This window comes from Cohaesibacter gelatinilyticus, from assembly GCF_900215605.1.
Classification (GTDB): Bacteria; Pseudomonadota; Alphaproteobacteria; order Rhizobiales; family Cohaesibacteraceae; genus Cohaesibacter; species Cohaesibacter gelatinilyticus.
Genome location: NZ_OBEL01000004.1, coordinates 251,568 through 264,803 on the forward strand (window position 1 = coordinate 251,568; position 13,236 = coordinate 264,803).

Genomic DNA, 13,236 nt, shown 5'->3' on the forward strand with positions numbered 1-13,236 from the left:
CCTTGATGGGTGACGTCTATCAATCGGGAAATTTTAAAAGGATAGAAATGATGAACCTGAAAGATATTCAACCCGAAGGATGGGCACCGGCCCTTGGTTACGCCAATGGTATACTGGCCAAAGACGGGACGCTACATATTGGCGGTCAGATTGGTTGGAACGAGAATAAGGAATTTATTGCCAAGGACTTTATCGGCCAGATGGAACAAACCTTGTGCAACATCGTTGCGATTGTCAACGCGGCAGGTGGCGATGTAACAGATATTGCCCGCCTTACCTGGTATGTCAAAGACAAGTCGGAATATCTCGCAAAACAAAAGGAAGTAGGCCAAGTCTATCGTAAAGTGTTTGGAAGACATTTTCCTGCTATGGCCATGTTGGTGATTAATGATCTCATCGAAGACGAAGCTTTGATCGAGATCGAAGCCACGGCCCACATTTCCAAATAATCCGTTGATCTTCTTCTAACCACCTCCGCCCAATCAGGTGTTTACAGCAAAATGGGCGGAGTATATTCACTCCTGAAACGCCAACTATGCGAATATAAAAAAGTTCCATAAGATATATTATAGGTGCAGCCTTTGTGGCCGGGGTGGGTTCTATTTCGAAGTGCGACTTTCAAGCGATATCAATAAGTTGATAGTTGAAAGGACATGCGCGTATTATCGGAAATTCCCTCCCCTACATATTCTCATATCACCATAGAAGAACGCCGCAAGATTGAACGCCGGCGAGCGGCCAAGAGAAGCACAAATTCTGGCGAGTAATAAACAATCCACTCGCAAATCCCCGTTGGAACGGAAAAGCATTCATCACTAGCTCACTATGTTGCACCGAGTTCAAATCTTCAGCGTAAGCGAGAAAATCTGATGATTGTTATCTTCGTCCGATAATTCCAGATGCCCGGAGTGCAAATCACATAGCTGTTCCACCAATTGTTGCTCCAATTGTGCCAAGGAAATCGCGGGTAATCGAAGCTCCGGATCTGGAACAATGGCATTCAATCGGATGCAGACTTTCTGTTGCTCATCTATATTTGGACCAATGTGAAGCTGCAAACGACTGTTTGAAGGAACCAGCTCGATTGCAGCAGACACCAGAATGGATAAAATCATATGCATGGACCGAAACTCGACTTTAAGACCCTCTAGATCTGAAAAAGCATGAGTTGATAATTCACAGTCGCGGGAAACAAGCTTTCCTCTCACTGCATCACTAATTATTTCGAGCAGAAGTGGAAGCTCAAGCCATTGTGTGCTTGCCCTCGACTGGTAATCCTTCAAGGACATGAAAGTCAGAAAGCGATTGGTTTGCTCAGATAATTCCTTAACCTTATCACAAATTGTCCTGCAATAATCGCGTACATACTCAGGTTGATGTGTATCTGAGGCCCATTGATCACTAAATTCGAGAAGAATGTGCAAGGGAGTCGCCATTTCATTCTCAAAGGAATGCAGCAATTTCTCGATCCGTTTGCGCTGATCTTTAACCCGATCATACTCATGAAGTGCTTCCAAAAGTATCTTTTCCATGTCATCAGCGCCACACGGTTTGTGTAGCAGACGAAAGACGCCACCACGATTGATCGCTTCCTGCGGTGTGTCCCTATCCTGATCTCCTGTCAGCATGATACGAACAGTGGCCGGAAACAGATTTCGCACTTCCTTCAGGAAGGTTGCACCATCCATGTCAGGCATGCGCATATCGGAGACAACAACAGCGAACTCGCCAGTTTCCTTCATCATATCAAGTGCTTGCCGTCCTCCAAGGGCACCTTCAACTTCAAAATGCTGACGCAGGTTTCGTTTGAGACCCAATACGATCGGTATCTCATCATCAACAAAAAGAATACGTGGTCTTTGTTTGAGGTTTTCATGCTCGAATGACTCGGTACTGGATTGCTGTATATTTTGAGCACCAATGTTCATTATAGTATTCACCTCCAATTTTCAGATATTATGTTAACTCATCATAAATCATGAGATAAGTTTAAATATCTATATTTTATTTTAATAACAATTACTCAACTAGATCATCAATATATTACCAAATATCTTATTTTTATTGGAGAGAGATTTTTGGCATGAAAGGTATAGTATTTACGGAATTCATTGAGCTTATGGAAACCAAATTTGGGGCGGATCTGGCCGAGCAGGTCATTATGGACTCCAATCTGCCATCCGGTGGAGCCTATACCAGTGTGGGTACTTACTCCCATGATGAAATTGTCGCTCTTGTGATCACCTTGTCTCAAAAGACAGGTATTGAGATATCCGATCTCATTCAGGCTTTCGGCACCCACCTCTTGAAGCGTTTCTCAATCCTGTTCCCGGAATTTTTCTCCGAAGTGCCAGTCGTCACCGATTTCCTGTCCAATGTAGATGACTATATTCACGGTGAAGTGCTCAAGCTTTATCCTGATGCAACCCTTCCCGATCTTGATACCAGCATCAAGGAGAATGGCGATATCGAGTTGCTCTACAAATCAGACCGCATGATGGGAGATCTGGCAGAGGGACTGATTGTCGGAGCAATTGATCATTTTGGGCAAACCCACACCTATCATCGCGAGGATTTGAACCAGGAGGGAGGCGCTCAATGCATTCGTTTCATCGTAACGGCCAGGTAGAAGAAGATCGAAAATCAGCTGAATTGTCGTCAGAGCAGATGGCCCATCGGCTGCGCAGGGAACGTCTTGCACGGCGTGAAGCTGAAAAACTATTGGAGCAAAAGAGCAAAGAATTGTTCGAGGCCAATCAAACCTTGAAGCTCACAGCAAGTTCTTTGGAAAATCAGCGCCTGCAACTGAATACCATTCTGGATAACACGATGGCAGGAATCTGCCTGACCCAGACCGACATGACAGTCATTCGCGCCAACCCGGCTGCATTGGACATGTTTGGTCAGTCGGAAAAAAGTTTCGATGTCACGGAACTTTTCGCCAATTGGGATGACGTCAGCCGCTTCGTCATGCTGGCTGCAGAGCCGGAATTGGAGACCAATCGTACTCTTTTTGAAGCGACCGGACGTCGTGCTGACGGGAGCGAGTTTCCGTTGGAATTCGGTATCACTTGTCTGGATCATCTGGGATGGGATCGGGCCGTCTGGATTTTCAACGATATCACCCAGCGTAAACATGAAGAAGCCAAACGTGTTGCTCTGGAGCGAGAGCTAAACCAGACCCACAAGATGGAAGCTTTGGGCACCTTGGCCAGTGGTGTTGCCCATGAGATCAATACCCCCATCCAGTATATCTCCGATAATATGCGATTTCTGGATGAGACAATCTCGGATCTTCGCAACCTTATCGAAACATATCGTTCAAATATTGCGAACTTGGCAAACCAAGGTATCGATCCATCACTGATTGAGCAAGTTCAGTTGGCTTGCAAGGACAAGGAAGATGAATTGGATCTTTCCTATCTGCTTGAAGAAGCGCCAGAAGCTATAAACCAGTCACTCGAAGGTGCTCAACAGGTTGCTACCATCGTCAATGCGATTAAGGAATTCAGTCATCCAGGTGAGGATGAAAAAGTGGATGTCGACATCAACAAGATGATCGAAACCACTTTGGCCGTTACTCGAAATCAATGGAAATATGTTGCTGATCTGGATCTGGATCTGGAGGAAAATTTGCCGCAAATTCCGGTCATGCCAAGTGAGATTTCGCAAGTGGTGCTCAATCTCATAGTCAATGCGGCAGATGCCATTTCAGATGCAGAAATGAGCGATCGTGGAGTTATTTCCATTCGGACCCGACAGAAAGATGAAGGCATCGAAATTCTCATCTCGGACAATGGTCCTGGCGTGCCAGTCGATATGCAGGAGCGAATTTTTGATCCTTTCTTCACGACAAAAGATATCGGCAAAGGATCGGGTCAGGGCTTGGCAATCGCCTACTCCATCATTCATCAGAAGCATGACGGAACATTGCGTTACATTGGTGAGGAAGGAAAAGGAGCAAAATTCTCTATTTGTCTGCCACAAAAAGCAAGTATGCAGGGAGACTGATCATGGTCAAACCGCTCATTCTGTTTGTAGATGATGAACCCAATGTATTGAATGGACTGAAACGTTTCTGTCGTTCTCAGCGTCATATTTGGGAAATGCAATTCGTTGACGGCGGAGAAGCAGCTCTTGAAGCACTTGCCGAGCGAGCTGCCGATGTCGTTGTAAGCGATATGCGAATGCCGGGTGTCAATGGAGCGGATCTGTTTGAACAGATATCCCAACGTTGGCCTGGCACCATTCGCATCATGCTATCGGGTGAAGCAGAACCAGACCAAACCATGCGCACAGTCGGACGCAGTCATCGTTTTCTGGCCAAGCCTTGCGACCCAAAGGCACTTGTAAGAGCAATCGAGGCTCCCCTTCATATGCGAGAAATGCTCGGGCTTGCAGACATGGGGCGAGAAAATTCATATCTGGAGCGCCTGCAAACACCACCACAGATCTTTGAGCAATTACGCCTGCTTTTGGAAAAAGAAGAGGTGAGCGAGCAAGATATTGCGAGCCTTGTCATGTGTGATGCAGCGCTCTCGGCTCGTATTTTGCAACTTGCCAACTCAGCCTATTTTGGAAGGCCGGTTTCTACTTGCAATATTACAAAGGCAGTTGAAACCATTGGTAGCAACAGAATTTCAAAACTGTTGGACCTTCAAAGGCTTGGGAATCATGAGAGCACCCTGGCCAGTAATTTTACAAGTACAGAACCCTGCGAAGCACAGCAATTCAGTATCTTGTGCCATGACTATTGCTCCCAAAATAATATTCCCCAAGATCAGCAGGATCTGATTTTCGCAGCCGGTCTTTTTCAGGACCTAGGTCAGAATTCAGCTGAGGAAATATCGGCTCAATCAGTGCAATCCATACCGGCCTATATGGTCACTCTTCTCGGGCTTCCTGACCGGTTGACCGATTTGATGACCAGATTGATCGGCAAGGTCCCAGCCCAGTCGGAGCTGCAAAGTCGGTTGGACCTTATTTTTTCTGCAATACAGCAGTCAGCAACACCCGCGGAATAAGACGACAGGAGACACACTATATGGCGGAAAAAATCAGAGTTCTCTTTGTTGACGATGACACAAATCTATTGAAAGCGGCCAAACGTCTGCTGCGTAAGGAAATTGATCTCTATATTGCGGCGAGTGGAGAAGATGCTTTGCATTCATTGGCACAAAATGGTCCATTTGATGTGCTTGTGAGCGATCAGAATATGCCATCCATGAAGGGTGTGACACTATTGGGAGAAGCAGCCAAGAAATGGCCTTCGACTGTACGCATCATGTTGACTGGTAATGACGATCAGGACACTGCCATCTCAGCTGTCAATGATGGCAAAGTTTATCGTTTCGTACGCAAGCCTTGCCAGCCCGCGGATCTACTTGCTGCGATAAAGGATGGTGCCCAACATCATGCTTTGTTGATGCGCGAGAAAAATCTTCTGGAGCAAACCCTTTCAGGCAGTGTGAAGGTGCTCACGGATATGCTGTCGCTGGCTAAGCCGGAGGCCTTCAAGAAGACTTCCAAGGTGCAGAAATGGGCCAAGGTGCTTGCACCCACCCTGGATATGCCCAATGGTTGGGAGATCAATCTGGCAACGATGCTTTATCCAGTTGGTGCGGTTACACTTCCCGATAGCATTGCTGCGCGACATTATTCAGGCGAACCTCTGGATCCACAGGAACAAAAGCTGGTCGAGGCCCTTCCTCTGGCTGCCAAGGAACTGATTGATAATATACCGCGTCTTGAGGGGGTGGCACGTGCTATCTATTACAGTCGGAAATCTTACGACGGCTCCGGTTTCCCCAATGACGAGATAAAGGGCAATGATCTGCCTGCGGTTTCTCGTTTGTTGAAAATCCTTATTGATTTGGTGGACCTGGTCAGTGACCAGGACCTGAGCCTGCAAGATGCATTCGAGGAACTCGACGGTTGTTCCCATCTTTATGACAATGGCATCCTTCAAGTGGCAAAGCGTCTTCTTCAGGACGAAGAAGGCTATGACGGCCCTAAAATTCAAGTTTTTGAACATCTGCCCGCCACACGCCTACATGAAGGTGACATGATCATGAAACCTGTCAAGGACAAGCAAGGGCGCATCTTGCTGGCAAGTGGCGCAGAACTGACTTCCATCCTCATCAAGCGGTTGAAGTCCATGCAAGAAGCAGGGTTGATTGATGACGCGGTGCAGATTTCCCGCTGGCAACAAGCTTCCTAAAAGCCAGAACAATCCAGACTGGTTTCCCTTTATCGAGAGCCAGGAAAATTGAGATCGAAGGAGCATCAGACGCTTTTGAGAACCATATTCCAAAGGAGATAAGAATGATTACCAAGCCTAGCTATAATTCCCCTCAGATGGTGCCTTATTCAGGTCATTTGCGCCGAGCCTGTTGGATGGTCAGTCTGGCTCTTGTTTCCTGCTTCGCGACCACTCATGGTCAGGCAAGTGAAAACAAAACATTGATCTTTGGAATTGTTCCGCAACAGTCTGCCACGCGCCTGGCTCAGGCCTGGGTTCCCATGATGAAGCATCTGAGTGAGAGGACAGGTGTCAAAATCACGTTTGCGACTGCCAAAGATATTCCATCTTTTGAAGCCTGTCTGGCCAAAGGTGCTTACGATCTGGCTTATATGAACCCTTATCATTTCACTGTCTTCAACAAGGCAGACGGCTATCGCGCCTTTGCTCGTCAAGCTGACAAGAAACTGAAGGGGATCATCATCATACCCAAGTCAAGCGACTATCAATCACTTGAACAGTTGAACAAGATGGAAATTGCTTTTCCCTCGCCAGCTGCTTTTGGAGCCAGTGTCATTCCACGCGCTGAAATGAAACAGCGAAATATGAATGTTTCTCCCGTTTATGTTCGTTCCCATGATTCTGTTTACCGCTCGGTTGCTGCCGGTCTGTTTCCCGCAGGTGGCGGGGTAATGCGCACGTTTGGTAATATTCCCCAAGGAATAAGGGACAAGCTGCGTATCCTATATAAAACTGACGGTTATACGCCTCATGCTTTTGCGGCTCATGCACGGATCTCCCCGGATATAGTTCAAAAGATTACTGCCACCATGGCCGACATGAACATTCAGCGGGATCCTGTATTGAAATCCTTGGGCATGAAGGCATTTTCCATCGCAAAAGATTCAGATTGGGATGATGTTCGTTCCCTAAATTTGACTGATAAGCAAACAGAAATCATCAAGGATAACAGCTTGCAATGTCATTCAGGCTAAAAACAATTCTGGGTATTGCAGCGATTGAAGCTTTACTCCTGACAATCTTGATTGTCAGCGGTCTTCACTATCTGACCGTGTCAAATCAGGATCAATTGCTGCAAAGAGGTCAATCTACGGCAAAACTCGTCGCTACCATGACAGCAGATGCAGTGATTGCAGTTGATCTGGCTACTCTTGATGCCTTGATCGAACAAAGCCTCCAAAACGAAGATATTGTCTATCTTCGCATTCGCAATCAGTCGGGTCAGGTACTCAGTCAGGGAGGTGATGACAATGCGCTGGGGCAAACTTTTAGAGAAGACAATACCATTGATGCTGCGCAATCTGATCAGAGGCTTGACGTCTCCGCACCCGTGCAGATTGCTGGTACAAATTTTGGCCAAATCGAGCTGGGCCTTTCCACTGCGAAACTGGAAACCACCATTGCTGCGGCGTTCAAATGGATGGCATCCATTGCCCTTTCGGAAATGGTTCTTGTTGCCCTCGCGGGTTGGATTCTGGGTACCTATCTTACGAGGCAACTGCGTTCTCTGAAAGCAGGAGCCAAACAGGTTGCAACTGGAGACTTTGGCCACCAGATTTCCGTTCGTGGCAAAGACGAACTTGCTGATACGGCAATCAGTTTCAACCAGATGTCGCAGTCCCTGCGACGCTATGCCGACTTGGCAGAAGAGGCGCGTCTGAAAGCAGAATCCGGACGTGAGTTTGCTGAGAATACACTGCGTGATGCATTGGACAGCATGCAGGATGGTGTAGTCATCTTTGATAAGAATGAAGACATCGTTCTGATGAATAAGTCATATGAGGCATGTTATAATCTGACTGACAAGGTCACAAACGGGTCAATAAAATCCGCTCGAACCCTCTTTTTCGCTCAATCATCCTTCCATAAAAAAGATCAAGCCAGTTTTCTTCAGTCCGCACTGGACAAGTTGCACAACCCGGACCGCCATAGACGCTGGGAACATAACCTGAAGGATGGCCGCCATCTATTGATTGCCCAGCAGACCATGTCCAACGGTGGAATTGTTCTGGTACAGACCGATGTTACGCAATTGTATGAGACACTTGAGGAAAATCGACAATTGCAGATGGAGCTGATGCAGCGCCACAAAACCGAGGCTCTCGGTACAATGGCAGGTGGCATGGCGCACGAAATCAATACACCCGTACAATTCATATCCGATAATATTGCCTTTGTTGCATCTGGGGTGAGCGATCTCTGCAGCATGATAAATGACCTCCGGGATCGAAGCAAAAAGACCGGCTCATTAACCGAGATTCATCTGTCTCAGGCGATGGAAACAGCTGATTGGGATTTCCTTCACGAAGAGCTGCCACAGGCAGTAAACGAGATGCAAACAGGTATTCAACGTATTCGCGACCAGATTGTAACCTTCAAACAATTTGCGTCGGCTGATAGCGGTGAAAAGGAACTTGTCAATCTCAAGGAAGCAATTCAAACGAGCCTGAAAATCTCTCAAATGGATCTTAAGTCAGATATCAAAATCGATGTGAATGCTCCATCAGATGATCGTTTGGCGAGTATTTCGTGCAACCGCACACAGATCAATCAGGTTATTCATAGCCTTGTAAGCAATGCCTTTCATGCAATTGAAGACACCCACCGTTCTGATGGCAAAATTGATATCGAGCTAAAAAATCACGGCGAGAGCATTTCAATTGCCATTCGCGATAATGGTTGCGGGATCCCGGAAGATCAGTTGCCAAAAATCTTTGATACGCTCTATACGACCAAAGAACCCGGAAGAGGGACAGGGCATGGTTTGGCGCTATGTCAGCGGATTGTCGAGCGGGATCATGGTGGTGCGTTTGACGTGTCGTCCAAACCAGATCAGGGCAGCTGCTTCACTTTTTCTCTCCCCTTCAAAAGGACATATAAAGCTGCATGATATCTGGAAGATTGCCAGATTTTAGCGGTCTCCGAATACAGGCGATGAAGCTGATAATTATGTCACTCGCCATATGGCTTCCCAGCCGTGAAAACCGGTTCGGTTCTTTAAATCATAATCAAAAACTATATAAATATTTGAATAAAATAAGAAAACAAGATTATTAACAAAAGTTGAAAATTCCACTCAATTTATAAATATGCAATTGCATGTTTTTGGATTTCCGATATAGTCCACCCTGAATAATATGAGTCCACAATTCATAAAAACTTCGCATGAACGAAGATGAAAGCTGACGGACGGGCAGAAGGCTGAAGGGAAATCAGATGGGCATGAACAAGGCGCATTGGCTATGTAGCGTTGCCACCGCAAGTTTGCTTTTGATCCACACATCAGGAGCAGGCTTAGCTCAAGAAGCAGAAGCTCCTGGTATGCAGGATCAAGTTGCAGAAGAAATTGGCTCGGAAGCACTCGAGACCATAGTTGTTGTTGGCAACTACAATGGTGACCGTTTTGCTGAGGCCGCTGATCGTAATACCTCGATTTATATCTCGGAGACTGCTGTTCAGGCAGCAGAGACCGGCGATCTGAAAGATCTATTTGCTGAAGAAGCTTCTGTTACAGTTGGTGGCGGTATTCCAATCGCTCAAAAAATCTATGTCAATGGCGTGGATATGCTGAACCTGAATGTTACCATCGATGGGGCAATGCAGAATAACCGGTCCTTCCATCATGTCACGGCAAACTCTATTGATCCCGGTCTCTTGAAGGCTGTTCGCGTCGATGCTGGCGTCGCAGCAGCAGACTCCGGGCCAAATGCTATTGCCGGATCTGTGGCCTTTGAAACAAAGGATGCACTTGATCTTCTTGAAGATGGCCAGACCGCTGGTGGTAAAGTCATTCTCAGTGCGGACAGCAATTCCAAAACATTCAGTGAATCGCTCACGCTTTACGGACGCCAAGGCGGATTTGATTTTCTCGGATATGCCAAAAATGCCAAGGGCGAGGAATATACAACAGGTGATGATTGGAAAATTCCAGGAACTGCCGCAGATCTTCAAAGCTTGATGCTCAAAGCTGGCTTCACCACCGAAAGTAACAACCGTTTCGAAGCTGCTGCTCAGATATTGCGCGATTCCTCTTTGCGACCTTATCGTGCGAACTTTGGTGCTTTGCCAAGCAAGCCTACACAAACGGTTCGCCTCTATGACTCTATCCGCAAGAACTTCTCTTTTAATTTCTATACAGATGCACCGACTGATTTCTGGGATCCAGAAGTAAACCTCGGTTTCAGTGAGAATGAAATCGCTGTGCCGGTCCCTTATGGCAGTAAAGGTGTCTCCAACACTCTTAACGGTAAGGTTGCAAACAGCTTCCACTTTGCTGATGTGAACACCGTTACCACCGGATTTGATTTCTACAAAAAGGGATCGACCTATTCCGGTCCAAGTGTTGAGAATGAAGAAGAGAGCCTCAATATTGGTGCATTTGCGCAGGTGCGCCTGCAGCCAATTGATCCTTTGAAGCTCTCTTTCGGCACTCGCTTTGATGCCCAAAAATTCGAAGGTGTTGCTGGTCAGAAGTTCGATGTTAGTGGTCTGAGTGGCAATGCATCTGCTGCCTATGAGATTGTTGATGGCCTGATCTTGAAGGCTGGTTACGCCAATGTCTTTGGCGGAATTGCGCTGGAAGACAATTACACGTTTGAAAAAGCTTGGAACTATACAGGCTTGAAGCCTGCTAGATCTCAAAATGTCACTGCGGGATTTGAAGCAAAGAAATGGAACTTCACGCTATCTGGTGAAGTCTATCAGACCGATGTCAAAAATGCGCGTAGCTCGGTCTATAATTACAAGACCAAAGTGATGACCCGCAACAATGTTGATTTTGTAACCCAAGGCTTCAATGTCGGTTTGGGTTACAATTGGCAAAATGGTTTTGCAAAGCTGACCTACTCGAACAACTCGGTGAAGGTCGACAATATCAAGTCAGATTCCTATACAGCTTTGGATCTTGCTGCCCCACTTGGTCAGGTCATTGCCTTCAATATCGCGCATACTTTCCAGCCTTATAATCTGACGGTTGGTGGTAATATTGATGCCGCTCTGGATTATGATACCGGATCAACAGGCTCGTCGAAAGATCTTGAAGGCTATACCGTGGTCAATCTCTTTGCAGAATATGAGCCCGAGCAGGTGAAGGGCTTGTCACTTCGATTGGCGGCGAACAATATCTTCGACAAAGACTATGCAGATCGAGGAACATATGGTGGCGATTACAACTCAGTGACCGAGTTGAGTGAGCCTGGTCGTTCTTTCCTTGCAACAGTCAAATACAAGTTCTGACCTTATGCGTTCCTAATGCTGGACGGAATGCATAAAAAACCCCGGGAGCTGGTCTCTCGGGGTTTCTTTTTGCTGAGCTTAAGCTCGAACTTAGCGATAGAGTTTGATGAGGGTGCTGAAGAACTGAAACGCCTCTTCCTTGGTCAGCTTGTCGTTCAGCTCCTCTTGAATGATTTCCATATAGTGTGGCCAAATTTCCTTGTTGGCCTGGGTGCCATAGGGAGTGATCCTCAAAAAATGTGCACGTCGGTCCTTCTCGCAAGGCACGCGCTCGATCAGTCCCTTTTTCTCCATTCGCGATAGATGCCGGGACATATTGAACTGGGCCATATGCAATCTTGAAAGCAGGTCGGTGGAGCGAATGCCATCTTCCCCTGCTCTTTCAATTTCAACCAGGGCCTCATGCCAAAACGGACTGTCAAATCCGTGTTTTCGGAGGTGCTTTTCCATTTTCGGATAGAGATAGCGATGGGCGCGGTACATGTGGATCCAGACACGATTGATCAGCTGTTCGTGCGGTTCTTGTTGAATCTCTTCAAGGGATTTCATGACTTTGGCCCTGTTTTTTGGTCTTGGCATATGCAGCCCGGTCGGAGCTGAAATGCTTTCTAACATCTTTAGCAGAAACCGGGATTGTCTAGATCACCGTTTCCTTTGAAAAACACTCAAAATCGTTTGAAAAATTGAATTTTATCTTCCACTTTTCCAAAGATTTATTTATTGATAATGGAACTCAAGTTAACGCAAAAACGCATCACAATTCCATGGGTTACGCAACATTATCGCACATACCCACATCTTAGCTGAAAAGAGGCGCATCATGTTCAACTGCATCCGGAATGCTGGCGCAGCTTCCCTTATTTTGGGCATGCTGGCGACTGCTCCAGCACATTCCGCAGATATTGAAATCAAGACACCACGTGGCATGGCAGAACTACCTTCCACGCCGGCAAAAATCGCCGTAATGGATATTACGGCTCTGGATACGATCGATCTGCTCGGTGTCAAACCAGTTGGTGTTCCGGAGCGGCTTTATGTCGACTATCTAAAGGATTTGGGTGACGATGCCCAGAAAACTGGAAGTTTGTTCCAACCGGACTTCGAGGCCATTCACGCGCTTCAGCCAGATCTCGTTGTCGTTGGTGGTCGGTCCTCCAAGCAATATGATGCCATGACCAAGATTGCGCCAACCATCGATATGACCGTCTGGGGTGAAGATATCATCGGTCAGGCCAAAGCACGTCTTGCTGCTTATGGTGCTTTGTTTGGCAAAGAGAAGGATGCAAAAACCCACCTTGCAGCCTTTGAAGCAAAGATTGCTGAAGCCAAAAATACCGTGAAAGACAAAGGCAATGCTTTGATCATTCTTACCAACGGTCCAAAGATTTCTGCCTATGGCGCGTCGGGTCGTTTCAGCTGGCTGCATGAAGCAATCGAGCTGCCTGAAGCCATCAAGAATGTGGAAGAAGCCACTCATGGTGAGGCTGTGTCTTTTGAATTCATCCGTGAGGCAAATCCCGATTGGCTCATCGTGATTGATCGCTCAGCAGCAGTTGGCAACAAAGGTGTAACCGCGAAAGAAACGCTGAACAATGCGCTTATCCATGACACCAAAGCATGGGAATCCAATCAGATTGTTTATCTGGATGCAGCCAATATCTACATCGCAAGTGGTGGCATCCAATCCATGACCAATACTCTGGATGAAATCATCACCGCCTTCGGCAAAGCGCAGTAAA

General features: G+C 46.8%; 11 protein-coding genes. 9 read left to right on the plus strand and 2 right to left on the minus strand.

Going from position 1 to position 13,236, the window contains the following annotated elements:
* The first annotated feature begins 5 nt into the window (after positions 1 to 5).
* On the plus strand, positions 6 to 449 hold the full coding sequence (locus CRO57_RS17160; protein WP_425291288.1) for a RidA family protein: 444 nt from the start codon (positions 6 to 8) through the stop codon (positions 447 to 449).
* Positions 450 to 839: 390 nt separating this feature from the next.
* Here CRO57_RS17160 and CRO57_RS17165 read toward each other — a convergent pair whose 3' ends face one another.
* Positions 840 to 1,928, minus strand: a complete 1,089-nt coding sequence (locus CRO57_RS17165; RefSeq protein ID WP_097154705.1) for a response regulator — start codon at positions 1,926 to 1,928, stop codon at positions 840 to 842.
* 155 nt (positions 1,929 to 2,083) lie between these two features.
* Here CRO57_RS17165 and CRO57_RS17170 point away from each other — a divergent pair, with 155 nt between their 5' ends.
* The 7 genes from CRO57_RS17170 to CRO57_RS17200 all read left to right on the plus strand — a co-directional run bounded on the left by CRO57_RS17170 (position 2,084) and on the right by CRO57_RS17200 (position 11,497).
* Positions 2,084 to 2,629 carry a heme NO-binding domain-containing protein gene (locus CRO57_RS17170; protein WP_097154706.1) on the plus strand — a complete coding sequence of 182 codons (546 nt, stop codon included), beginning with the start codon at positions 2,084 to 2,086 and terminating at the stop codon, positions 2,627 to 2,629.
* Positions 2,599 to 4,011: a PAS domain-containing sensor histidine kinase gene (locus CRO57_RS17175; protein WP_097154707.1), complete on the plus strand. Its 1,413-nt coding sequence runs from the start codon at positions 2,599 to 2,601 to the stop codon at positions 4,009 to 4,011. Before CRO57_RS17170 ends, CRO57_RS17175 begins: the two co-directional genes overlap by 31 nt.
* Before the next feature lie 2 nt (positions 4,012 to 4,013).
* The gene (locus tag CRO57_RS17180) at positions 4,014 to 5,024 is read left to right on the plus strand and encodes a response regulator (protein WP_097154708.1); all 1,011 of its coding nucleotides are present in this window, start codon (positions 4,014 to 4,016) and stop codon (positions 5,022 to 5,024) included.
* A gap of 20 nt (positions 5,025 to 5,044) precedes the next feature.
* Positions 5,045 to 6,220 (plus strand): HD domain-containing phosphohydrolase, encoded by a 1,176-nt coding sequence (locus tag CRO57_RS17185; RefSeq protein ID WP_097154709.1) that lies wholly within the window; start codon positions 5,045 to 5,047, stop codon positions 6,218 to 6,220.
* Positions 6,221 to 6,324: 104 nt separating this feature from the next.
* Positions 6,325 to 7,236 carry a phosphate/phosphite/phosphonate ABC transporter substrate-binding protein gene (locus CRO57_RS17190; protein WP_210200916.1) on the plus strand — a complete coding sequence of 304 codons (912 nt, stop codon included), beginning with the start codon at positions 6,325 to 6,327 and terminating at the stop codon, positions 7,234 to 7,236.
* A complete protein-coding gene (locus CRO57_RS17195) occupies positions 7,221 to 9,152 on the plus strand; it encodes a sensor histidine kinase (RefSeq protein WP_097154710.1) in 1,932 nt (643 codons plus the stop codon). The genes CRO57_RS17190 and CRO57_RS17195 overlap by 16 nt, the downstream gene beginning before the upstream one ends.
* A gap of 326 nt (positions 9,153 to 9,478) precedes the next feature.
* Positions 9,479 to 11,497, plus strand: coding sequence for a TonB-dependent receptor domain-containing protein (locus CRO57_RS17200; protein WP_210200917.1), 2,019 nt, complete (start codon positions 9,479 to 9,481; stop codon positions 11,495 to 11,497).
* A gap of 90 nt (positions 11,498 to 11,587) precedes the next feature.
* Here CRO57_RS17200 and CRO57_RS17205 read toward each other — a convergent pair whose 3' ends face one another.
* Entirely contained in the window at positions 11,588 to 12,046 is a 459-nt protein-coding gene (locus CRO57_RS17205; RefSeq protein ID WP_097154850.1) for a MarR family winged helix-turn-helix transcriptional regulator, read from the minus strand.
* A gap of 271 nt (positions 12,047 to 12,317) precedes the next feature.
* Between CRO57_RS17205 and CRO57_RS17210 the strand changes: the two genes are divergently transcribed.
* Positions 12,318 to 13,235: a siderophore ABC transporter substrate-binding protein gene (locus CRO57_RS17210; RefSeq protein ID WP_097154711.1), complete on the plus strand. Its 918-nt coding sequence runs from the start codon at positions 12,318 to 12,320 to the stop codon at positions 13,233 to 13,235.
* Position 13,236: the final 1 nt, after the last annotated feature.